Raw genomic sequence first — 25,473 nt, forward strand, 5'->3', positions numbered from 1 at the left:
GTCGTTATCTGATGGGATATATTCCGTTAGATAACGGCTTCTTTGGTATTGGTGCAAATAGAAGCTGAATATGTCACAACAATGTTATTTTAGAAGTCACCAATGCTTATATTGCAAGTTAGACAAAAGACTATAATGGAAATTAATGGTGGAATTAACAGGGAGTCACACCATAGAGAGGAGCGGGTTTGAATCGTTTTACACTAGGCATTATGCAAGAGAATTGATGAAGAGGAGATGAATGATTGGACATGAAACGAAGCTGGTGGAGGCGAATCGCGATCATTGCGTTGTCGGCAGGACTACTGGCAGGGAGTTTACCGGTGGGTACAGGATTGATAGGTAAGGCGGATGCGGCCGCTGGCACTCACAATTATGCAGAAGCTCTACAGAAAGCCATCTATTTCTATGAAACTCAGCGATCAGGTAAACTACCGGCGAATAATCGAGTGGAATGGCGGGGAGATTCGGGGCTACGTGATGGAGCTGATGTTGGCGTTGATCTGACAGGTGGATGGTACGATGCTGGAGATCATGTGAAATTTGGCTTACCGATGGCTTATTCGGCTACGATGCTGGCTTGGTCTGTAGTGGAATATCGCGACGGTTACGAGAATGCGGGACAACTGGAAGAGATCAAGGAGAATATTAAGTGGGCTACAGACTATTTTATGAAAGCGCATACGAAACCCAATGAATTATGGGGACAAGTTGGAGCAGGGAATACGGATCATGCTTGGTGGGGGCCAGCAGAAGTGATGCAGATGAATCGCCCATCATTCAAGATTGACGCTTCTTGCCCGGGTAGTGATCTCGCAGGAGAGACGGCAGCGGCGCTTGCGGCAGCTTCCATTGTATTTGCAGACGATGATCCTGACTATTCGGCGAGGCTGCTTCGACATGCGAAGGAGCTGTATAACTTCGCAGATACGTACCGTGGTAAATACTCGGACTGTATCACAGACGCACAGACCTTTTATAATTCATGGTCAGGATATTACGATGAACTGGCTTGGGGTGGAGCGTGGCTTTATTTAGCAACTAATGATAGCGCTTACTTGTCCAAAGCAATTGCTGCTACCGACCAATGGGCTTCCGGAGGTTCTACCAATTGGCCTTATACCTGGACGCAGGGATGGGATAACAAAAACTATGGTGCACAGATTCTGCTGGCTCGCATCACTTCCAGCTTGAACATGCCAGAGGCGACAAAGTTTATTCAGTCGACGGAGCGCAATCTGGATTATTGGTCAGTCGGTACGAATGGGAACAGAGTGAGGTATACACCAGGAGGTCTCGCCTGGTTGGATCAGTGGGGTTCGCTCCGCTATGCAGCGAATGCATCCTTTATTGCTTTTGTTTATTCGGATTGGGTCAGTGATCCTGTGAAAAAAGCAAGATATCAGGACTTTGCTGTTTCACAAATGAACTACATCTTAGGGGACAATCCACGCCAGAGCAGCTATGTGGTTGGTTATGGACAGAATGCTCCGCAGCACCCACATCATCGCACAGCTCACGGTTCATGGGCTAATAGCGAAGGTATCCCGGCGAGCCACCGTCATATTTTGTATGGCGCTATGGTTGGAGGCCCGGATGCATCGGATCAATACACGGATGATATTGGGGACTACGTTAGTAACGAGGTTGCAACGGATTATAACGCAGGATTCACCGGAGCACTTGCGAAGATGAATCTATTGTTTGGTCAGGGGCATCAGCCGCTTGCAAACTTTCCCGCACCTGAAGTAAAGGGAGATGAATTTTTCGTTGAGGCAGCCATTAAGGCATCCGGTTCAAACTATACGGAGATTAGAGCAATGCTGAACAATCGCTCGGCCTGGCCTGCACGGATGGGGGATCAACTCTCATTTAAATACTTCCTTGATCTAAGTGAGGTCTACGCGGCAGGACGTACAGTCTCGGATGTCAATGTCACTGCGTCTTATGCGGAAGGTGCAACGATCTCACAACCTGTAGTCGTAGATGCAAACCAGCATATTTATGCAATTACCGCTGACTTCAGTGGAACCAAAATCTATCCTGGTGGAGAGGGGCACTATCGAAAAGAAATACAATTCCGCATTTCCGGCCCTCAAGGGGCATGGAATTCGAGTAATGACCACTCCTTTCAAAATTTAGGTACTGGAAATGTGGCGAAGAGTGTTTATCTACCAGTCTATGATGCTGGTGTACGTGTATATGGTCAGGAGCCGGGAATAGCTCCTGTAACGGTGCCAAGTGCACCTGCTAACGTGCAGGCTGCAGCAGGAAGCGCGCAAGTAGCGCTCAACTGGACGGCAGTGCCGGGCGCCACATCCTACTCGGTGAAGCGTTCTGAGACAGCAGGTGGAACGTACACCTCTGTAGCCACCGGGATCAACGGGTTAACACATACAGATACCGGCTTAGCGAACGGAACAACCTATTACTATGTCGTTACTGCGGTGAACTCTGCAGGAGAATCAGGAAACTCAGTTCAAGTTTCGGCAACACCTCAGGCTGCTTCAGTCGTACCTGGTGCATTGACGCTAACTGGAACGGCGGGTAACGCTCAAACGATACTATCTTGGACATCATCCACTGGAGCCGCAAGTTATAAGGTACAGCGTGCGATCGCAGGAGGAGCCTACACGGATGTAGCAACAGGTGTAACTGCGCTTACCTATACCGATGCAACGGCACTGAATGGGACGACATACAGCTATCGCATTGTGGCTGTTAACGCAGCGGGACAGACGTTGTCCAATGTTGTGACGCTGACACCAAGTGCGCCGCCAGCAACGACGGGTACATTGGAGATTCAGTATCGGAGCACGGGATCTGGAGCGTCCAGTAATGCAGTGACGCCACAATTCAATGTGAAGAATACGGGAACTCAGGCGGTTGATCTGAGTACAGTGAAGCTGCGTTATTATTTTACGAAGGATGGTTCAGCGGATCTGAGCTTCTGGTGTGACTATGCACAGGTGGGCGCTGCCAATATTGAAGGTCGATTTGTAAACGTGAATCCGGCGAAGGGAACCGCAGACACCTATCTAGAGATCGGTTTTAAATCCGGTGCAGGCAGTCTAGCTCCTGGGGCGGAGACAGGTGTCATTCAGGCACGCTTCTCCAAGACCAACTGGAGCAATTTTGATCAGAGTAACGACTACTCTTATGATGCAACGAAGACAGCTTTTACCGCATGGAGTCAAGTGACTGGGTATCAGGGCAACACGCAAGTGTGGGGGATTGAACCATAATGACCCGAGTTGCCACCGTATATTCCAAGCGTAATGGATTGTAATCCTGATAACAGCATGGGCAGACCAACAGTGAGTTCAATTAAACTTTCTACACGAGAACGGAGAGGACAGTATATATCTTTTATTCTACTAATTTAGGGAGGTAAGTATATGTTGAAATCAGCCGCGAAGAAAAGTTTGACGGCCATGCTGGCAGGAACGATGATGTTGACCGGATATACCGGATTGTGGGCGGGGCCAGGTCAGGCACATGCTGCGGATTCAGCGATTGAGCTTCAAGCAGAGAGTATGAATGAACAGCGGTTTCTGCAATTGTATGATCAATTGAAAGACCCGGCGAATGGGTATTTTTCACCAGAGGGTATTCCTTATCATTCTATTGAAACGTTGCTGAGCGAAGCGCCTGACTATGGGCATATGACAACTTCGGAGGCGTACAGCTACTGGCTATGGCTGGAGACGATGTACGGTCACTACACGGGTGATTGGTCGAAACTCGAAGCAGCTTGGGACAACATGGAGAAATACATTATCCCAGTCAATGAAGGTGATGGCAAGGAAGAGCAGCCTACGATGAGTTATTATAATCCGAATAGCCCAGCCACGTACGCTGCGGAAAAACCGTTCCCGGATCAGTATCCTTCAGCAATTAATGGACAATATGCGGCAGGCAAAGATCCACTCGACGCCGAGCTTAAGGCTTCATATGGCAATAACCAGACCTATCTGATGCACTGGCTGCTTGATGTAGATAATTGGTACGGATACGGGAATTTGCTGAATCCCTCACACACCGCTGCTTATGTGAACACGTTCCAGCGTGGTGAACAAGAGTCTGTATGGGAGGCGATCCCACATCCATCTCAGGATAATAAAACATTTGGCAAAGCCAATGAAGGCTTCATGAGTCTGTTCACAAAAGAAAATCAGGCACCTGCAGCCCAGTGGCGCTATACCAATGCAACCGATGCTGATGCGCGTGCGGTACAAGTGCTGTATTGGGCCAAGGAAATGGGTTATACCAATACGAAGTATCTGGATAAAGCGAAGAAGATGGGGGACTATCTGCGGTATGGTATGCATGATAAGTACTTCCAGAAGATCGGTAGTGCGAAGAACGGGACACCGACTCCGGGTACAGGTAAGGATTCCAATATGTACCTGATGGCGTGGTACACCTCATGGGGAGGTGGCTTAGGGCAAGGTGGGGAATGGGCATGGCGCATTGGAGCGAGCCATACGCACCAGGCTTATCAGAATCCGGTTGCAGCCTATGCGTTGTCCGATCCGGCTGGCGGCTTGATTCCGAAATCGGCTACAGCGAAGGACGACTGGAATGCATCCTTGAAGCGTCAACTGGAGTTCTACACTTGGCTGCAATCGCATGAAGGTGCCATTGGTGGAGGGGCAACTAACAGTCTGGATGGCTCCTACAAAGCTTATCCGGCAGGGGTGAGCACATTTTACGATATGGCATATCAGGAAGCACCCGTATATCGTGACCCAGACTCCAACACATGGTTTGGATTCCAGGCTTGGTCGCTCGAACGTGTGGCGGAGATGTACTATATTCTTGCCGAGAGTGGCGATTTGAGCTCCGAGAACTTCCAGATGGCCAAAAAAGTCATTACCAAATGGATTGATTGGACGAAGGATTATGTATTTGTGGATGAACGCCCGGTAACGGATGCTCAAGGTTATTACCTGAATGCAGCCGGTCAGCGCGTACTTGGTGGAACCAATGTGCAAGTAGCGACAACACCAGCTCCAGGAGAGTTCTGGATTCCAGGTGGTCAGGAGTGGCAGGGTCAACCTGATAAATGGAATGGATTCAGCTCTTTTACAGAGAATCCGAATTTCCATGTTGTCACGAAAGATCCAGCACAGGATACAGGTGTATTGGGTAGTTACATCAAGGCTCTTACCTTCTTCGCAGCAGGTACTCAGGCAGAGGAAGGTGTGTTAAGTACTGATGGGCAGGAAGCCAAGGATCTCGCAGAGAAGCTGCTGGACACAGCATGGGACTATAATGACGGCGTGGGAATTGTAACGGAGGAAGTGCGTAAGGATTATTTCCGCTTCTTCGCTAAAGAAATCTACATTCCTGCAAACTGGACGGGAACGTTTGGTCAAGGTAATACCATTCCTGGGACAGCAGGTATTCCTTCTGATCCAGCGAAAGGCGGAAATGGTGTGTACATCGGGTACTCCGATCTTCGTCCGGCCATCAAGCAAGATCCAGCGTGGGCATACTTGGATAATTTGTACAAAACGTCATATAATCCAACAACGAAAACATGGGAAAAAGGTGCACCAACCTTCACATACCACCGTTTCTGGTCACAGGTTGATATGGCGACCGCATACGGCGAATATGATCGACTTCTTGGAGATGCTGAGACTCCAGCGGTTGAAGTGCCGGCAGCACCTGCTGGTGTAACCGCGACAGGGGCTAGTGAACAAGTCGTGTTGAAATGGAACACAGCTCCAGGTGCAGCTTCATACACAGTAAAGCGTGCTGAAGTAGATGGCGGGCCGTACACTTCGGTTGCAACAGGAGTCACAGGCACAACCTTTACAGATGTGGGTCTGACCAATGGCATAACCTATTATTACACCGTCACGGCGGTCAATGCTGTAGGTGAATCTACACTATCTTTACAGGTATCCGCAACGCCACAGGCGGGCGTAGTTGTACCAGATGTACTGACGCTTACAGGCACGGCAGGCAATGCCCAGACGGCATTAACATGGACCGCATCCACAGGGGCGGACAGTTATACCGTGCAGCGTTCTGTTAATGGAGCACCGTACACAGACGTGGCGGCCAATATAACAGAGTTGACGTACACGGATAGCACGGTAGTCAACGGAACAACATACAGTTACCGGATCGCAGCCGTGAATGCCAGCGGACAGACATTATCGAACGTGGTGGCATTGACGCCTACAGCGCCTCCTGCTACAACGGGAAGTATAGAGGTGCAATATCGTAACGGGAGTTCGGCGGCTTCAAGCAATGCCATTACGCCACAGTTTAACGTGAAGAACACAGGCACAACCGAAGTGGATCTGAGCAAGGTGAAGCTGCGGTATTACTTCACGAAGGATAGTGCATCAGATCTGAGCTTCTGGTGTGATTATGCTCAGATTGGTAGCAGCAATGTGGAGGCACACTTTGTCACAGTAGATCCAGCGACAGGAACGGCAGACACGTATCTGGAGATTGGATTCAAAGCCGGAGCAGGAACCTTGGCAGCAGGTGCTGAGACAGGGGTCATCCAAGGTCGCTTCTCGAAGACCAACTGGAGCAATTTTGATCAGACGAATGATTACTCATTTGATGCAACGAAGACTGCGTTTGGCGCTTGGAGCAAAGTGACCGCTTATCAAGATGGTGTGAAGGTATGGGGAATTGAGCCTTAATCGAGGCGAGCTAAATGATAGTTAATGAAAAAGCGAGGCCGGGGAGCAATCCCCGGTTTATTCGTTTTTACGTTCACGGATACCCAGATTGATATTGAATTAAACATATTTATGTATAATTGTGGGTATTTATAACTTTTATTGGTGTAGTAATGTTTTCCACTTATGGAATGAGGTTGATTTGTAGTAGTTCTTAAGAACTACTAATTGGATGGGCTAAAGTATACACGTACTTATTAAGATAAAGTGTGTGACACCAAATGGTTACAATAATTTAACCTTTGTGGAATGCGACGTATTGAAGCCGTTTTTTGCGTTTATGGTATGTGTACCCCTGATTCTTATTGCTCAAATCGCATGATTCGAATACAGGACTTTGGTCTGATGATCGTTATGGAAAGCCCGTTTACAATGGGGCAAGCCCGGGAGAAGCAAGCCAGGTTAAAATTCTGTAACATCAGGGGGAACTCGACATCATGAACTGGAAAAGCAAAATGATTACTGCAACACTAACAGCAACGATGCTGATGGGAAGTCTGACGACAGGAGCACTTACAGCACCGGTATCAGCGGCTGCGGTTCAAAATTCGAAATTAGAAGTTATCTGGGGCGTTAACATGCGTACTTCAGCATCTTCAAGTGCAAGTGTTGTTCGCATGGTACCAAAAGGTGAGCAAATCACTGTACTTGGGCAGTCTGGATCAAGCTGGTACAAAGTACAAGATGCTAACAATCGCACAGGGTACATATCTTCTTCATCCAAATATACAAAAGCTGTGAGCGGAAGTGCGAACACGTCGACTTCTGGCAACAGCGCATCGAATACCAACCAAGCGGCAGTCGAGAAGGTGATCGCTGCAGGTATGAAGTATTGGGGGACTCCGTATGAGTTCGGAGCAAGTCGTAATAGTACGGCTACCTTTGATTGCTCCAGCTTCATCCGCCAAGCTTTCATTGATGCACTTGGAATCAAGCTGCCAGCCGACTCTCGCCAGCAAGGTGCTTATGTTAAAGCAAAAGGCACTGTTCAGACCAATTGGAAAAATCTAAAACGCGGCGATCTGATGTATTTCATGTCTTATAAAGGGACTAAATCGTCCTCTTATGCGGGTGTGAACAAGTCCACAGCAAGAATTACGCACACCGGTATTTATCTAGGTGACGGTAAAGTATTGCATACGTATTCCAACGCTGGTGGCGGTGTAACAATCAGTGATATCGCAGGTAAGCATTGGGAATATCGCTTCTTGTTCGGTGGAAGTGCACTGTAAGAGCCCTCTTTCTCGCAAAGGATTTCTCTAGGCATTTTTTTCTGATTTCTAAGCGGAATTGTTGAATGAGTGTAAGTTGATAGATTCGTATAATTGCAAGCTCAAAAAAAGGCACAAGAAGAACCTTCCGGCTCAATGTCATTAAGTTTAGCGCAAATTAAAATTTAGAATAAAAATGAAATCTGAAACGGTATGGATAAAGTCCAGTGCCGTTTCTTTTTTTGCTCAAATATGAAAAAGGGTACAGCAAAACAAAGCGGATGGAATCTCCATTTTAAAGAATATTCATGAGGTAGAATTTATGCTACTCTGTATACGAAGCTAACCACTGATTTCTACCTGATTGTTTTTTACCCCAATCAATACAATGAGCCGAGATATTTTCGAATAGACAGAATCAAAAAAATTGTAGAACACCGCAACAGCTTTGATATATCGAGCTTCCCAACCTTTGACGAAGAGCTGCTACGGCAATAAAGCCAGTTTATGTTTTTTGGTTCGAGTTATGGGAAGGTACGATTTCAATATATGGTCCGTCTGTCCAAGCGATCCTTGATCGCCTTCCTACAGCAAAGGTCTTGGAATCCAGAGAAAGTACATATCTCATAGAAGCTGAAGCCAATGGCGATGGCATCAAGTTGTTCCTACTCAGTCAGGGATCTTGGGTGAAAGTCTTGCATCCGCCGAAATTCGTAGAAGAAATGAAACGAGAATTTGATACGATGCAAAAGTTGTATGAAAGTTAACAATAATATATCTGTAATGAGTGCACAGGTGATGACTGATTTTAGTAAGCGATGGAGGTTTTTTAATGAGCTTGAGCAGTACTGTAACGTTTCAGCAAGACGATGCGAAGCTGTTTTTCCATGACAAATGCGACAGATACGATTATCTAATCGCTGTAGGCTGTGGTGCACTCGCAGGATTAGTTGATGTTTTTTTAGTTGGGGCACCTTCGAAGAGCGTCATAGGTAATTGGACTGATGCTCAAGCTGATAAATTCGTCAAATTTTTTGCGGAGAAACAGGGATGGAAGCCAAGGGAAGGGAAGGAGGATAGTATTGGTAGCGCTATAGGTTTTCTTGAGAAAGAATTCCCAGTAAATTACGATCATAGGCATAGTGGTGATGTGAATAATTTGTTTACAATGTCGACAACTAATCACCATCTAAAGTCTCTCGCTCATTCGCCCAGTGTGGTTGGCCTGTTCTTCTCCATTTTAAATCAATTTACGTCTACTGCATCTTTTGCCAGCGGTGGAATGCTTATCACAATTAAGACTGAAACCTTTGAACTTCAAGGAAGTAACTTCATTAGCAGGTTATTCTGTGGATGTGTGAACTGGTTCGGACATATTATTTCTGATATGGCGGGTAGTTCTGGCAGTCGCGGCAATTCGGGGGGGAGAGGGAGTGGGGTGGCAATCCCGTTCTTTGAACTCTTTCAGTTTTGCAACTTTGGCAGTTTTCAAGTTGGAAAAGATAGACAAGACCTTGCAACTTTGGCAACTCGAGTTTTCCAGGAGGGGTATGATTTAAGATTTGGTGCAGCCATGGCGATCCCCGTGGTGCTAAATGAATTGCTGATTAGAACTATTTGGGCTCTAAAGCGTTACTTTTATCATAAAGCTCCCTTGAAGGATTGTCTTCCAATTCTAAAGCATGACAATTTAAGAATTATGCTTATTGTAGGTCATGGTACGCTTTGCGTCATAGATGGGATGGACGCAGGAATTCGCTCTGGTGGTAACGCAGTGAGCTTAGTGTTACGACTTAACTTGATAGCCTGGTATCGGTTGACGTGGTTGGTTCTGAAAGAGGTGTTTATTCGATTAAGGATTGCTGCTGATGTCCAGCAACAGTTGGATTCCTATAAAATCATCAATGAAGAATTCCGTATGTATCTGGCTAAACTTGAAAAAATAGATTTTAAACGGTTTACTATAGAAACGAGCCGTTACAATCAAATGATATATGCGCTAGAACAGGCAAACGATGCAGAAGCATTAAACACAGTATTGCGCGAAAAATTAGCTGAACTTGGAGTTGCCCTACCGTGGGAGGGAGAATTCGATGAATTCATGCAGGACAAAAGCAGTCGCTTGACATTTGGAGGATAGCAGTTATCACTAGGATAGGGGGAGACAGATATGCCATTGCCATTGGTAGTACTGATACCGGCCGTTCTTGCAGGTGTTGGTGGAGTTGGTGCAGGTACCCACGGAGCGTTAAGAATGAAAAGTGCGAAGGAACTTATGGTTGATACCGCAGCATTACATGAGAGGAACTTGATGCGTTTCAAACTGCAAAGTGATGCGACGAGTCGAGAGATGGATGCTCTGGGCCAACTTGAAATGTCCATATTAAGGAGTTTCAACGAATTTTCTAAGCTATTTGAGAGGATTCATAGTAAACCAGAGTTTCGGGGGCAATGCAGTGAAGGCGTTACTCTCCCAGTGTTTGATCCAAGCGAAATTAAGGAGGTGTCGATAGGTGCGAATGTGTTACTAAATATATTAAGTGGTGGTGCGCTCGGGGTTGCTGGAGGGTTCGCAGCGGCAGGTGCAACAACTGCCGCAGTAATGGCGTTAGGCACAGCGTCAACTGGTACAGCAATCGCCTCGTTGAGTGGCGCAGCTGCAATAAATGCTACGTTGGCGTCACTCGGTGGTGGTGCTCTGGCTGCAGGAGGCGGCGGAATAGCACTCGGAACAACAGTGTTGGGTACCGCTACCTTCGGTACTGGCTTACTAATTGGTGGTGTGATCTTTAGTTTCACTGGTGCTTCTCTCTCGAATAAAGTTGATGAAGCGTGGTTCCAAGTCAAGCAAGAGGAAGTTTCTGTTACGCAGATATGTAACTACCTCCAAGAACTGTACGAAGTAGGGAGAAGGTATTATGGCACGTTGTCCAAGGTTAATAAGTTATACAAAAGTCATTTGCATGAGTTGAGATACATAGTTAATGCACTAGAGAAGATCGACTACCACTGCTTTTCCGACGAGGAGAAGCTGAAGCTTCAAAATACAGTGCTTTTGGTAGGGGTGTTACATGAGATGTGCAAGGTTAATCTGGTTATTCACTCAGAGCATAATGAGGATATTAATCAGGTCAACCATACGGAGGTGGACAAAAGTCTCAACAGTACGGAAGTGATGGTGCGGAATCTGCAGACTACCTTGCTAACAAGAGAGAAGTCCACCGATAATGAAAGGGAAAGGCGCTATGATGAGCGCCTGAAACAATTGGTGGCGGAAGGCAATGCTAAGATCAACAAGCATATGACTATTTTGTAGTGACAGGAGAAAACTTATGGTGTATCAACAACTGATGCCTGCTGATTCTGAGAATTTGTCGTTCGGAGAAAAATTGTTGAATGTACTCATCCAAACGCCCTATATCCAAAACAGTAAAACGATTAGCCAAGAGGCAGCGCATATTATGGATAGATTGCGGGACAAGTCCTTCAAGGTAGCGGTGGTGGGTGAATTCAGTTCAGGCAAATCTACCTTCCTCAATGCGTTAATGGGAAAAGACCATTTGGCACATGGGGTAAAGGAAACGACAGCTGCTGTAACTATGCTGGTTAACACGCACGGAGCACAGCAGGGAACTTGCCGTGTTACATTAAACGATGGTGTAACCAAACTGTTAAATGATTATAGTGAACTACACAAAGTAACAACTACAGAAAGCAGTGTCTATCAGGTGAGTCATCAAGTTAAATCGGTCGAACTGTTCGTTCCGATCATGGAAACGAATGTCCCTGTAATCTTTGTGGATACACCCGGACTGAACGGCGTCGCTGAGATGCATCGAGAGCGCACGATTGATTTGATTCAAAGCGCACATGCCTGTATCTATATGTTGCAGTCTCGAGGGTTGGGCACAACCGACATTGAAACATTGAAATGGATAGGACAGTATCAACATGATTTCATTTTTGTGCAAAACTTTATTGACGAGATTAACACGTTAGAAGGGGAGACGCTGAAGAGCAAGTTGGAAGAACAACATGAAATTCTATCAAAAAAAGTGTTTTCTGGACGAAATGATGTGTCTTTTGAACTCTGTGGTGTCTCGGCCATGAAAGCCCTTGCAGCGAAGGATACCTCGATTTCGCGTTTATACAATACGGATACTTCCACCTTGACACTGAAAGACAGAGAAAGACTGTATGAAGAGTCCAATTTTGAACAGGTGATGGGTTGCATCAGCCGTTTTATGGAAAGTAGTTATCAGCGAGTGAGTTTTTCGGCGTTATGTGCTGCGCATAGATTCGCTGCGCGAATTGCCGAGCTATTAGTCGGGCAGTTCGAAGTGCAAAATGCGCTTTGGTCAAAAGGCGATGATGCGCAAATCGTCGAACGTACACAACAGTTGCTGAATAATTGGGATGCAAGAAGTACAGACCATATGAAAAATTTGGATAATTTTATTGTCAGCCGGATGAACGAGGGAAGACGCTTCATGGAAAGCGCGTTAACGGAACATCTAGAAACGTTCAAAAATCGGATTCCTGAAATATTCAGCGAGATTGATACACCGGATGATTGGGATACCTTCAACGCAAACAAGGTCATGGAAATAGCGGTCGCTAATGATTCGCATCATCTCACACATCGTCTTGGTGAGTTGCTTTCGAAATATTGTGAGAACACACACAATCTTGCGATGCGACGAATTCAGGAATATGTGGGACTAGTCGATGAGTTTTCAGAACAGGAGTTACCTCGTTATCAGGCGATGATGAGCGACGATGGATTAAAGGGGTTTGTCCAAGAGGAAAATAACATTAAGAAAGAAGAAAGTGAGTTGATTGAACGACAAGCCAGAAAACGGAAGGTGGAAACCGAACAGAGTCGACTACGCGCAATGGAGCAAAACCTGATGGCTGATCTCAGTCTCACCCAGGAGAGACAACAGCAGGCTCAAAATTCGTTTGAAAGTAGGAAGCGAAATCTTGGTGAGATGCCAGAACCTAGATCCTACTATGAAACTGTAACGCGATACGAGTACAGAGGCGGTCTCGGTATCCTTGATGCACTTCTTGGTCCGAAGGAAGTGACACACAGCGAGAAAAGATGGGACTACTCTGCCCAAAACAAATGGAAGGAAGAAGAAAGAAAACTTCGTAACACATTCCAGCGTGAGGAAACTGCCTTTGGAGCTCAATTGAGCAATTTACGGGAAAAGATAAGAAACGCCAAAGAAAATGCGATCAGGCAAAAACAAACCGCAGCAGCAGAGGCAGCAAAAATTAATCGTCAAAAAAAAATAGTAGATGAACTAATGAAAAGTTTGCAGGACAAGAAAAATCTGGCTGAAAAGGAATACCTGCATAGACAAAAAATGAACCTAGAGACCAATGTGTGCGATTACCTGTTCGGCACATTAAGGGAAGCAATAATAGACAACATTGAGAAATCTATTATAAATGTGAGGGAAAGCCTTGTTGAGGAAGTACAAGAACTTTACATAGTCATTTCTAACAGTCAGCGGGAGAACCTTCAGCAAATGCTTAGTAATAAGCAAGAACATGGCGGTATACAGTTGGAACAACTTCGGATGGATCTGGAAGCGATTCTCAAAGTGAAAAATGATTTGGGGGAATATCTATGCAAACAGCAGACGCAGTTCGCTTAAGAGAAGAACACGGCAAGCGGGCGGAGAACATCCAAAAGCTACTGAACGACATCACAGTTTGGTATCAGGTGGATGCAGATAAGGAAGCAGAGGTCAAGGTCAGGGCATTTATGGAACTGGCGGAGAGCTTGCGTACCGGCGAATATAGTATCGTTATGGTAGGAGAATTTAGCGCGGGCAAGTCCACTCTTCTCAATGCGATGATGGGTGAACGGTTGTTACCATCATTTAAAACTGAAACTACGGCAACGGTCAATTTTCTTCGTCATGTCGAACGATCGAAGCAGGAAGAAAAAGGATGCGTTTTTTATACGGATGGAAGCACTAAAATTCTGGAGAGTACAGAGCTTGATATTGTACAACGGTATATTAGCACACGAGGAGATGATGTTGCCAACAAAGTCGCACACCTAGATTTATATCTCGACTCCGAATATCTGCGAGATAATGTTACCTTAGTGGATAGTCCCGGACTGAATGGAGTGGCTGAGGGGCACAAAGATATTACCCAGGAGCAGATTCTTAAATCTCATGCTTGTATTTTTGTGTTCAGTAGTGATCATCCTGGTTCGAAGTCGGACTTTGAGTTTTTATCCGACCTGAAGAGTAACGTCAGCACGATACTATTTGTGTTGAACAAAATTGACGAAATTAAAGCCGATGAGGATGAAACTGCAGAAACTGTTGTACGTGTCATAAAGGATAACTTTCAGAAAGTGTTTCCCAATGATGAATGTCCGGAAATTTGGCCGCTGGCAGCGTTGCCGGCTTTAGCAGCTAGGAGTAGTGTTCCGACGGAATACCGTGGTGCGCAAGAGTTTAACGAAGAAGAGAAAAAAGTTATGTTGGAGAATTCCCGAATTCAGGAGTTTGAAGCACGTCTGATGGAATTCTTGACGAAAGGTGAAAAAACAAAACGCCAATGGTTGGAACCTGTTAATCGGGTGTTTGAAGTAGGAAATCGGAGTAAAGCGAATTTAGAACGTGAGATTCGCTTGCTGCAACAGGCGGAGGATACAGGAGAGATTGAACTCAGTATTACAGTTGTTCAAGAGGCAATTAGAGGTTTAGAGGTAGAGATGCAACGTTGTTACACTGAAGTTTCGAAGAACGTAAAATCGGGACTACGCGATGTAACTGAAGCGTTAGATGCTGATATTAATCGCTATACCGAGCAGTTACTGAGAAGAATTGATTCATTTGATAGTTTGGACGATATGAATGAATACATTCGCAGTATGGAAACCAAGTTTAATACTTATGTACATAATATACTCACCAAGTATGATGACACCCTGCGTGAAAGAGTGATAGAACAGGTTTATACTAGCTATCATGCTGTTGCAGAGCGAATTGAGGAGGAACTCAATGGCATTGAAGGAGGATTAATTGGTACCATCGAACTGAGATCGAAAGAGTATGTGTTTAATGCGGGTCTTGCAGCTATGGAGCAGCAAGAAGACGAACTCAAACAACAATTGGAGCGGTTTCGTCAGCGTGAAGAGGATGCAAGCAAGAGTGCATTGGTCGCGCAAAGCGAGATGCGCCAAAAATCAAAGCTGGAGGAGAAAATCAGGTATTTAGAGGCGCAAAAGTCCGAAATTAGTGGTCGTATTATGCCGTCTATTACACAAACAACAGAGCGAAGAACACGTGATAAAGATTTTAAGGATTTGGGTATTTTGGGTGGATTGGGAAGTTTATTATTCGGTAAGAAACAGATATCTTATGAAGTGGCTGTCACAGAAGACACGGCATACAAGATTGAAAGTGCCAAGAGGGAACAGGCACTGCAAGAGGTAAAAAACAATATGGAAAATATTTCTGGGCAGATTAACAATCGTGCAGAAAGTAACTTGATGTTGTCCGATGATGCACTTACTCGCGCACAGGCAGCGTTGGAGCGAACAGAACAAGAGTATCTGCGATTAGTTCAAGATAACAGAGAAAAACTTCACAGCAAGTACGGAAATCAAATACGTCGTGCCTGCCGTGAGCAACGAGAATTGTTGGACGATACAACTGCTCAAGTGATTAGTGAAGTGAAAAAAATATTACGTAGTCAAGAGAAACAATACTCGGGAGTTGTGACATCCGTGATTATGGCAAATCTAACACAAGCATTGGAGGAGGAACGAAGAAAGCAGGAACTGCTTCGTGCCCAACTCCATACTTCTGAAACTGAACGAGACGAGCGGGTTGCTGTTTTGGGCAATCGTCTTGAAGAACTTGATGCTATTCTTACACACGCAGCATTATTGCAGACTGAACTCGAATGTTTGCATATAAGATAGAGCAGAAGGTGAGAGCGATCCTATGAATCGAACGATAGATCCTTGCATCAGGTTGTTTTTGATAGGTAATGCCGTGTATGATCGCTTTATGCCGCAGATGATCGAGGCGCATCTGCCAGTTAGTAGAGACAACGGTATTGTTGTGGTGCGAGACGAGAAAGATAGCAACGGCGTCCCAAGTACTTTCGACGTATTGAAGAGTAGTCGCATTCCATCCCATACCAAGCTTATTGCTTTACCACAAGGCATGGGCATGGAAACTTTACTCCCTAGTGTTCGTGACAGCATTTTGATTATAGATGATTGGACGTTTTATAACAGCGAGAGCTTGGAAACCGCGAGAAAATATAGGAGCGAGTATCCATACTGTGAGCTAACGATTGTCTTATGTCCATCCAACAGAAGAACGCTATCTACCGATGTGACTGATTTGCAGAGGGCGATGGATGACGCCGTCACTGCATATCAGAACGAGGGATTTTCAACCGTTATACTTAACCCAAAATCTTCAGAGATTTCTGCTCTGCTTTACTGGAAAGGGCGTAGTTACACGGATATACTAAAACAAGACTTCAGAAGGCATCTGCAAGAAGCGAAGGAATTCCTAGAGTTTAACTTTGATCTGGAGTACAGTTTGCTTTATTCAGAACTGGAAGACGAGACGCTGCAACAGCATGTACTGAATGGACTAATATGTTATGATGCTATGTTGGAGGGGGCGATCCCCTCTAAACACCTTATTAATACTTCTGTCTATGCTTTTTTTAGTGCGGAAGGAATGTTTTTTCTCGAAATGAAAAAGCTTTTTCAAAGATGTACCAAGCAAATATGTTTGTGGGATGAAGAGAAGATACATGCGAATTTACTTTCTTTGTTGACAAAGCGATTTCGTAATGATTTGAAAGAGGAATTACCGCAAGTTCCTTTTCTAGGGGGAGGACGGATAGCATATGTCGAGTTTATGCATGAAACGAAGCTCGAAGTTAAATTTCAGCAAAGTTGTTATCTTTTTTTTGAACAAACAGCAAAACACATCATTAAAACGTATATCGAATCGGTGATTTCTAACTTGGAGGGATTTTTGTGAACAAAATCGCTATTTCTGCTGCGGTGGCGATTGGATTGCTTGGTATGGCATTCGTAACTCGAACAGATATTTCAATTTTATTGCCTATTGGTGTTGTGTTAATAACTGCTTCAGGGGGATTGGTGTACCTTTCCTTTTATACTTGGGAGAGGAAGGCTGGGAAAGAGCGTAATGCGCTTCTTATGGCACTTTCACCAGGTGAGATGAAAAGTATACTTGCCTTAATGGCTGACAATTTGCAAGCTGTTGGGAATACTGTTGTTGCTCACAATAACCTCACCATAGAACAATTGGATAGGAGTCGCATCATATTATTGCAGATTCAAGACTTGTTGCAACAAGTACCTCAGCATTTTGATCAGAATTCGGATAAGATGCGTCAAGCACTGGAGAGTGCGATAGATAGGATGAGTCAGGGAGTGGAGACGGCATTTTCCCAGATAACCATATCCATAAAATTGGTGTCAGAAACATTGATCCAGCAACATCAGAGCAATATTGAAGTAGCAGCCTCAAAGCAAGAAGAAATTGCGGCTACATTAATTAGTGAGTTGGAAGATGTCCGCAATTCGTTACGAGAGTCTTCCGAAATGCAGTCCAACAGTGCGGAAGACGCGGCTGACAATATAAAGCGAACCATGAAATTAACAAATGACGCAATCCAGGATTTACAATCTTCAATTAGCCGTTTTGGTGTTAAAAATGCCGAGACTATGCAGAAGGCATCGGATGGGTACAAGCAATTTGAAATTCTATTGAAGACGACCTTGGAGCAACTAACGAGTATCTCCAAACAAGATTATGATCTACTGAAGGAGTTTATAGAATGAATGAACAGATTATATATAAACTTATTCAGGATGCATTTGTAGTAGTGAATGAGGTGCCAAGTCATTCAGATAGCTATATGTTGGGCATCTTAATGAATGATTTGGATACATTGCAACATATTAAAGTGATGGAGCATATGCAGGCGATTGTTATGCAATCTTTGCAAGTAAACCACTCCAAACGTGCTTTGTGGTACCTTGTAGCAATTAGGAAAATGAGAAAGAAATACGGAAAACAAAGCACTCAGTTAAGAGATTCACTTACTGAAAAATTGCAATTGTTGCTTTAAAAGTTTCTTGTATTTATTTTAAGAAATGGGGGAGTAGGTGTAACTGCAACCTGCGATTTTCATTGCTCCACCAAATTTTGTAGATGGCAATGGGGCAGGTAACTTGAATTTCAATCTCCCTGAGTTCTCTAAATCATCTAATTATCGGCATTTTTTGATGCTTTGCCTAGGTGCCTTATGGCTCTAGGAAAAGGTGATGAGCGCGGCTGGAATCCCTTGATTCTACAGGGGATTCACGGTTTTTCAATTCCTCCAAAGGAACATGATTTCCGCCCCCGTACCCTTTAGCGTGCGCGATTCAGGTTCATGTGTATTTTTTTAAAATAGTGGTTTGCTGGCCGTTATAGTGTTATAAAGTGGCTTTTGCTGTTCGTATCGGACTGGAAAGAAATAAAACTTCTCCATGCCAACTAATTTTTTCTGATAAATGAATAGGCTAATTAGGGACTGCTGAACGATTAATTAACAGATATTCAAGGTTTGGCGCTGGCGAGGCAGCAGCGTGAGAACAAAGTAAAAGAGAAAGCGGAACTTGCGCTCCTTCCGGCTATGCCACAACTGGCATACGGAAGGTTCTTTCGCATATAATCACTCCTGATAATAGAGACGGAACAGGATATCCTGGTTATAGTTTCCGAATCCTTCACCATACAAGGTCATACCCCCGACATGCTGCGCGTCTTCTTCAACCGATAAACGCAACGTCCACTGATTACGCTCCACTGGAATGTCCGAAAGCTTCACGTCAGACAAACGCTGTCCGTCGATAAATGTCCCCTCATCGGTGATCCGCAGCACTTTTAACATGCCATATTGATTGACACTCTCGCTCCACCATTCAGGGGTGAACACACCGCGTCCGTTGCCCGAATCACCGGGACTTGTCCATTCCCCGAGTCTGATCCCATTCAGCGTAAATGTAATATCAGAGGGCCAGTTTGGATTGACGGACGGAGCTTCTGAACCGATCTCCAGAGACAGCTCAATTGCGTTAATCTGTTGCCCGGATAAAATGTAGTTTGGAATTTTATATTCCACAAATCCTCGCCCCATCCAGAGAATTAAAGCATGCATCCGCTCTGGGTCTAAAAAGTAGCGCGGATCATCGTACTGACCGATCACATGAGTAGAGGTAGCTAATCCACAGGTTGGATATACGTCAAAATGAGTGTAATGTCCAACTGGAATCGCAACCTCATGAACTTTATTGGATGAGCCGGTGTCCTGGGGCATAGAGATTCCAATCCAGTCCACTGCTAAACTGTTCATTTTATGGGTACCGCCGTCTTTGCGAACCATTTTCGATTGAATAATGCCTACGTCCTGAAGTTTGCGAACATGCATCGTTACAATAGCACTGCTGAGACCAAGCGAAGCAGCGATATCTTTGACGTTCATGGGGGTGTCCGCGACGAGGCGAATAATTTGCAGACGAACTTCACTGGCTAGCGCCTCATAGAGGGGCAGCCATTCTGCATCGGTAGTTGCTCTAATCACATGTGTTCCTCCAAGCCATAAATTATAGAATTAAGTTAAACATAAATCCAAAGGAAAGAGTAACATTTTTCGAAATTCGGGTTGAAATTATTGTTATAATCGATTTTAATATAAATATAAACGTTTATCCATACATTTTGAATTAATTTTAATATTAATCTTAAGGAGTGTTACCTCAATGGAAAAAGCGAAAATGACGGTGGACAAAGATTTTAAAATTGGTGAAGTTGATAAGCGCTTGTACGGATCTTTTATTGAGCACTTAGGACGCGCTGTATACGGTGGAATTTACGAACCGGGACATCCTTCAGCGAATGAGCAAGGTTTCCGTACCGATGTGCTGGAGATGGTGAAAGAGCTACAGGTACCGATTGTACGTTATCCAGGGGGGAATTTTGTATCCGGTTACAATTGGGAGGATTCCGTTGGACCTGTGTCTGAACGCAAGCGTAGATTGGAACTGGCATGGAGAACGATCGAGACGAATGAATTTGGTTTCAACGAATTCGTAGACTGGACGAAGCAGGCTAATTCTGAAGTGATGATGGCGGTCAATCTTGGAACAAGAGGAGCAGATGCTGCCCGTAATATCGTGGAGTATAGCAACCATCCGGAAGGTTCGTATTATAGTGATCTTCGGATCAAGCATGGATACAAAGAGCCGCATGCGGTCAAAACATGGTGTCTAGGTAACGAGATGGACGGCCCGTGGCAAATTGGTCACAAAACAGCTGAGGAGTATGGACGTGCTGCTGTAGAAGCGGCAAAAGTGATGAAGTGGACGGATCCAACAATCGAGCTGGTAGCTTGCGGAAGCTCTAGCTTGAACATGGCAACGTTCCCGGATTGGGAAGCAACAGTGCTGGATCATACGTATGATCACGTTGAGTACCTTTCCCTTCACCAATACTATGGCAATCAGGAGAATGATACGCCGACATTCCTTGCTCGTTCGCTTGAAATGGATCGTTTCATCGACACGGTGAAGGCAACTTGTGATTATATCAAAGCGAAGAAACGCAGCAAGAAGACGATGTATCTCTCCTTTGACGAATGGAACGTATGGTATCACTCCCATGAAAATGATTCGAAAATGGATCCATGGCAGGTTGCTCCGCCACAACTAGAAGATATTTATAACCATGAGGATGCACTTCTCGTAGGCTGTATGCTGATCAGCATGCTCAAACATGCGGATCGGGTCAAAATGGCATGTTTGGCACAGCTCGTTAACGTAATCGCGCCAATTATGACAGATACAGGCGGGGGTTCATGGAGACAGACCATCTTCTATCCGTTTATGCACGCTTCCGTGTACGGGCGTGGAACAGCATTGGTGCCATTGATTCAATCTCCGAAATATGACACTAAACAAATTACGGATGTTCCTTATCTGGAAGGGATTGCGGTGCATAACGAAGAGCGCGGAGAAGTGACTGTGTTTGCAGTGAACCGTCATCTGGAAGAATCTCTTCCGCTTGAAGTGGATTTGCGTAGCTTCGGGAAGTGCACCTTGATCGAGCATATCGTGCTGGAGAATGATGATCTCAAAGCGACCAATACCCTCGCACAGCCAAACCGTGTTGTTCCGCATAACCGCGGGGGAGCAGAGGTGTCGGATACGTTGATTACAGCAAGTCTTGCCAAAGCATCTTGGAACGTGATTCGATTAAAAGTTCAGTAATGGCACAGACATTAACGGGATAAGGCACAGTTAACTCTTGTGGTTAATTAAATCTCCGAGAGGGAAATAAGAGGGATATCGGCGTGTTGGTGTCTTCCTTGAATCCCCGCTTGCTCAGCCGCACGGCTGAGATCGTCAAATGCCACCTTCATAACACCGCGCACTAGGAGAAGAACATGGTGCGAATCAAAAAGCTGGTTGCGATGAACTCGCACCCAGCTTTTTTCGTGAGTCGTATATAGGCCGAAGACGATTGAACAATGATGGAGAAGGTGGAATGGGATAATCCGCAAGGTTGCATGTAAGGTAAGATGTAGGTATCAACGAAACAGGCTAGTAAGCAGTAGGCGCAGGATTCATTGAAATTTTTGATTAGCTGAGATCTGCTAGATAGCGTGTGCTGAGTTCGTTAACTCAAGCCTCAAGTCTCAAGTCTCAAAACTCAAAACTCAAAACTCAAAACTCTCACCATCACGCGGGATGAGTACCTGACCATCCAACTGCTCAGATGCCAGGTGGCTGGCGAGATCGGCGCGGGATACTACACAATGGTTAATGGCATCCATATGCACAGCGATCACATGAGCAGATGGCGCATGTTGCTTCACAGCAACAACGTCATGCTCGTCCATCGTAATGGGATCCCCCTCGTTGAAGCGTGCACCCCCGGCATTCACAACAATAACGTCTGGAGTATACTGACGAATTGCCTCAGCAGGCTCCTCGCACCAGATCGTATCACCAGCAATATACGTGACGGGTTCACCATCTGCTTCCAGGACGAAGCCGGATACGTTACCCATACGTTTACCAATCTCACCAGTACCATGATGACCAGTGGTACGAGCGAATCGTACCGAATGATGCTCATGTTTATCCTCTACAGCAGTAACATTGGTGAATCCCGCATTGGTAAATACATGCTCATCTCCAGGTTGGCATAACAGCGGGATATCCTTACGGAGCTGCTTCGCGGCAGCTTCATCCCAATGATCTGGATGGGTGTGAGTGACAATCAACAGATCGGGATGAAGATAATCAGTTTCGGTTTCCGGGAGACTCACTCTCGGGTTGCGCAACTCATTCGGTGTATTTGGAAATCCGGGCATGGACTCCGGATCCATCAACATCGGATCAACCAGGATGTTCAGACCTCCATATTCCAGCCACAGTGTAGCATTACGGATCAATTGAATTTTCATTATATTTGCACTCCTTCGGATTGTTGAATAGTATATATCCTATATGTTATACAACCCGATTAACGTCGTACATAACCTGATGAACGGAAATAGATCGAACTCATTTCAAGATGAAAGGATTGCTACAGCCAGATGAATGAAACGATAGATGACACAGACCTGCATATTTTGCAGATCCTCATTAAGGATGCCAAACGTTCTAACAAAGAAATCGGAGAAGACGTTCACCTGACTGGACAGGCCGTAGGCGCGAGAGTACGCAAGATGCAGGATCTGGGCGTGATAGAAGGATACACAATCAAATGGAACCCGGAGCGCCTTGGCCTCGGACTTCAGGCATTTGTTACGGTATTCTTGAACTCCGGCGATCGCCACGCCGCTTTTCGGGCATTTATTGCTACGCGTGAAGATATCGTTGAAGTGCATCGTATTAGCGGGGAAGGTTGTTACCTGATGCGTGTTCGCACCGGAACGACAGAACAATTGAACCATTTACTTGAGGAACTTTTACCCTATGGAAACTATAGGATGAACTTGTCTCTCCATGTGGAGAAATGAAGTTGCGGCAGACTACCCTTGTCATGGAAGTGAGGCACCGCGTGGCGGGAGCTGCACACGCGATGTGCAGGTCATAACGATGACGTATACTCATCTTCCCGCGGATGCTTATCACGTAATGTTTGCTGAAGCAGGTTGACCGCTTGATCTCGATCCTTTTTGCTAAGTAAATGATCTGTTGCAACGTGGTGTCGTGTGCCATCATTTAGGAATAGTACGATCATCGGTGAAGATGACAAGATCCACTTGCTAAAGTGATACGAGGACAATTCAATTTTGCGAATCTGATCCCAACGGATATGTCGCTTGCCGCACAGGATGGCTTCATCATTCCAAGACAATAACACAGGTGGCTGCTTGATGAATCGAGATCCGAACATCAGGCATAACGGGCCGATGAACCATATGCCCAGAACCGCTGCGACTGAGTAATATAATGTTTCCAGTTTGCTAGATAGCCCATCGTATATAAACCACAACAGTAGAATGCATAGGATGATGAACAATAGACACAGTGTTCCCTTCCAGAAAGCTGTGAATCGTCGGTACCGAATGTGCTGTATATTCGAAGTAGGTGCTGATTCCATGTTCAATTCAATCCTCCTTTATAACCATCATATAACGAAATATGCCGCTCTGCGAGGCAGGCGGCATATTTATTATTCGTTTATCCCGAGACAGCTGTAGTATCTTCTCCAGCTTCTCGAGCATGTGTATACAGATCCGCATATACGCCTTTGGCGGCGATCAGCTTCTGATGTGATCCTTCCTCAACAATCTCGCCATTCTCCATGACGAGAATTCGATCAGCGTGCATGACCGTGGAGAGTCGGTGTGCAATGACAATCGTTGTTCGTCCCTGAGATACAGTTTCCAGAGCCTGCTGTACCAGTTGCTCGGTATGGGAGTCCAGATTAGCGGTCGCTTCATCCAGGATGAGCACACGAGGTTCAAATACCACAATTCTTGCAAACGATATGAGCTGTCGCTGCCCAGCCGACAATCCGCTTCCTCGTTCAGATAGACGTGTATCGTATCCTTCAGGCAAACGCTCAATCATCGCTGCTGCCCCGACAAAACGGCAGGCTTCCATTGCCTTTTCCCGAGAAATATCCTCGCGGAACATACGCACATTATCGATAATCGTTCCCGAGAACAGAAAGGGCTCCTGCTGAATCAAACCAACGATTCGATGAAGATTGGCTTGGGGGATTCGCCGAATATCTGTACCATCAATCTCAATACGACCTGCCTGAACATCATAGAAGCGATTCAGTAGAGAGATCAGTGTACTTTTGCCTGCTCCCGTTGTGCCCACAATGCCAACCATTTCGCCTGGATACAAGTGCAGATTCAAATGCTCTATTAATGGACGATCTGGTCGGTATCCGAACGAAACATCATTAAAATCAACCTGACCCATCACGTGTTGTGGCTCAAGTGTGTGAGCATCTTGCGGCTTGGGATCAGCGACCTCTGGGCGCGTACTTAGAATTTTCCAGATGCGATCCATGGATACCGTAGTGGATTGGAACGTGTTCCATTGCATCGTAATCTGGTTGATCGGCTGAAAGAACTGGCGAATGTAGCTGATAAAGGCATAGAGCACACCTACCTGTAGTGACTCCCCAAGAACTGCGCGACCTCCCAGCCAAACCATCATGACGAGTGCGGCATTGCCCAGAATATCAAATGTACGGTTGAAGATGACATTGGAACGAGCCTGAGTAATATTGGCTTCCAGATGATCCTGGTTTTTCTCCGAAAACCGTTTCTTCTGTTCTTCTTCCTGATGAAAAGCTTGAATAAGGAACATGCCGGACAAGTTCTCTGCAGTAAAAGCGATTAGACGAGAGAGACGTGTGCGTGCGTTCTGATAAGCCTTTCGTAGTCTACTCCGAAATAACACGGCAACGATAGCGATAATTGGTAACACCAGAAGTGAATATCCTGCCAGTACAGGGTCTAGTTGGAACATGAAAAAGATAATGAGAACGAGCATCATGCCATCTCGAATCAGACTAAGCAGCACTTGGGTGAAGAAACTGCTGATCGTTTCTGTATCACTGGATACATTTGTAACCAGGCTACCGATATGAAATCGATCAAAAAATGACATCGACATTTTGGAGATGTAACGGAATAAGTCTTTGCGAATGCGAGAGACGATGTTCTGACCGACATGTTGCAACAGGTTATTTTGTACATAAGTAAAAACAAAGCTAATGACGGCTAAGCCTAGATAAATGGCTGCGAGTTGAACCAGAAATGCAACACTTGTTTGACCTATCGCAAGATGGTCATCAATCGCGATTTTGACTAAATAAGGCTGAAGTAAATCAGCAGAAATGCCGAGCAGTGAGCACAAAAAGATTCCCAGAAAGGTAAGTCTATGCGGTTTGGCATATGCCATCATAGCTTTGAAGGAAGTGCGCTTACTC

General features: G+C 45.3%; 16 protein-coding genes. 12 read left to right on the forward strand and 4 right to left on the reverse strand.

Features of this window, described 5'->3' with window-relative positions:
* The first annotated feature begins 251 nt into the window (after positions 1 to 251).
* The 10 genes from M3636_RS19390 to M3636_RS19435 all read left to right on the forward strand — a co-directional run bounded on the left by M3636_RS19390 (position 252) and on the right by M3636_RS19435 (position 18,091).
* Positions 252 to 3,245, forward strand: a complete 2,994-nt coding sequence (locus M3636_RS19390) for a glycoside hydrolase family 9 protein (RefSeq protein WP_251383763.1) — start codon at positions 252 to 254, stop codon at positions 3,243 to 3,245.
* A 153-nt stretch (positions 3,246 to 3,398) separates the two neighbouring features.
* Positions 3,399 to 6,674, forward strand: a complete 3,276-nt coding sequence (locus M3636_RS19395) for a glycoside hydrolase family 48 protein (protein ID WP_251383670.1) — start codon at positions 3,399 to 3,401, stop codon at positions 6,672 to 6,674.
* 476 nt (positions 6,675 to 7,150) lie between these two features.
* A complete protein-coding gene (locus M3636_RS19400; RefSeq protein WP_251383671.1) occupies positions 7,151 to 7,945 on the forward strand; it encodes a C40 family peptidase in 795 nt (264 codons plus the stop codon).
* Between the two features lie 811 nt (positions 7,946 to 8,756).
* Entirely contained in the window at positions 8,757 to 10,064 is a 1,308-nt protein-coding gene (locus M3636_RS19405; RefSeq protein WP_251383672.1) for a hypothetical protein, read from the forward strand.
* Between the two features lie 30 nt (positions 10,065 to 10,094).
* Positions 10,095 to 11,240: a hypothetical protein gene (locus M3636_RS19410; protein ID WP_251383673.1), complete on the forward strand. Its 1,146-nt coding sequence runs from the start codon at positions 10,095 to 10,097 to the stop codon at positions 11,238 to 11,240.
* Between the two features lie 16 nt (positions 11,241 to 11,256).
* Entirely contained in the window at positions 11,257 to 13,590 is a 2,334-nt protein-coding gene (locus M3636_RS19415; RefSeq protein WP_251383674.1) for a dynamin family protein, read from the forward strand.
* Positions 13,563 to 15,884, forward strand: coding sequence for a dynamin family protein (locus tag M3636_RS19420; RefSeq protein ID WP_251383675.1), 2,322 nt, complete (start codon positions 13,563 to 13,565; stop codon positions 15,882 to 15,884). Before M3636_RS19415 ends, M3636_RS19420 begins: the two co-directional genes overlap by 28 nt.
* A gap of 22 nt (positions 15,885 to 15,906) precedes the next feature.
* Positions 15,907 to 16,971, forward strand: coding sequence for a hypothetical protein (locus M3636_RS19425; protein WP_251383676.1), 1,065 nt, complete (start codon positions 15,907 to 15,909; stop codon positions 16,969 to 16,971).
* A complete protein-coding gene (locus M3636_RS19430; RefSeq protein ID WP_251383677.1) occupies positions 16,968 to 17,801 on the forward strand; it encodes a transcription initiation factor TFIID subunit 7 family protein in 834 nt (277 codons plus the stop codon). The genes M3636_RS19425 and M3636_RS19430 overlap by 4 nt, the downstream gene beginning before the upstream one ends.
* Positions 17,798 to 18,091: a hypothetical protein gene (locus tag M3636_RS19435; protein ID WP_251383678.1), complete on the forward strand. Its 294-nt coding sequence runs from the start codon at positions 17,798 to 17,800 to the stop codon at positions 18,089 to 18,091. Before M3636_RS19430 ends, M3636_RS19435 begins: the two co-directional genes overlap by 4 nt.
* A 588-nt stretch (positions 18,092 to 18,679) precedes the next feature.
* Here the strand turns inward: M3636_RS19435 and M3636_RS19440 are convergent.
* Complete coding sequence (locus tag M3636_RS19440; RefSeq protein ID WP_251383679.1) at positions 18,680 to 19,588, reverse strand: ArsR/SmtB family transcription factor; 909 nt, start codon at positions 19,586 to 19,588, stop codon at positions 18,680 to 18,682.
* 178 nt (positions 19,589 to 19,766) lie between these two features.
* On the opposite strand from M3636_RS19440, the gene arfA reads away from it, so the two are divergent.
* Positions 19,767 to 21,272: an arabinosylfuranosidase ArfA gene (gene arfA, locus M3636_RS19445; protein WP_251383680.1), complete on the forward strand. Its 1,506-nt coding sequence runs from the start codon at positions 19,767 to 19,769 to the stop codon at positions 21,270 to 21,272.
* 449 nt (positions 21,273 to 21,721) lie between these two features.
* Here arfA and M3636_RS19450 read toward each other — a convergent pair whose 3' ends face one another.
* Positions 21,722 to 22,474, reverse strand: a complete 753-nt coding sequence (locus M3636_RS19450) for an MBL fold metallo-hydrolase (RefSeq protein WP_251383681.1) — start codon at positions 22,472 to 22,474, stop codon at positions 21,722 to 21,724.
* Between the two features lie 132 nt (positions 22,475 to 22,606).
* Between M3636_RS19450 and M3636_RS19455 the strand changes: the two genes are divergently transcribed.
* On the forward strand, positions 22,607 to 23,032 hold the full coding sequence (locus M3636_RS19455; protein WP_251383682.1) for an Lrp/AsnC family transcriptional regulator: 426 nt from the start codon (positions 22,607 to 22,609) through the stop codon (positions 23,030 to 23,032).
* Between the two features lie 71 nt (positions 23,033 to 23,103).
* Here M3636_RS19455 and M3636_RS19460 read toward each other — a convergent pair whose 3' ends face one another.
* Both M3636_RS19460 and M3636_RS19465 read right to left on the reverse strand, forming a co-directional pair.
* On the reverse strand, positions 23,104 to 23,619 hold the full coding sequence (locus tag M3636_RS19460; protein ID WP_251383683.1) for a hypothetical protein: 516 nt from the start codon (positions 23,617 to 23,619) through the stop codon (positions 23,104 to 23,106).
* 80 nt (positions 23,620 to 23,699) lie between these two features.
* Positions 23,700 to 25,448, reverse strand: a complete 1,749-nt coding sequence (locus tag M3636_RS19465) for an ABC transporter ATP-binding protein (protein WP_251383764.1) — start codon at positions 25,446 to 25,448, stop codon at positions 23,700 to 23,702.
* Positions 25,449 to 25,473: the final 25 nt, after the last annotated feature.

It is taken from the genome of Paenibacillus sp. MER 99-2, assembly GCF_023714095.1.
GTDB lineage: Bacteria > Bacillota > Bacilli > Paenibacillales > Paenibacillaceae > Paenibacillus.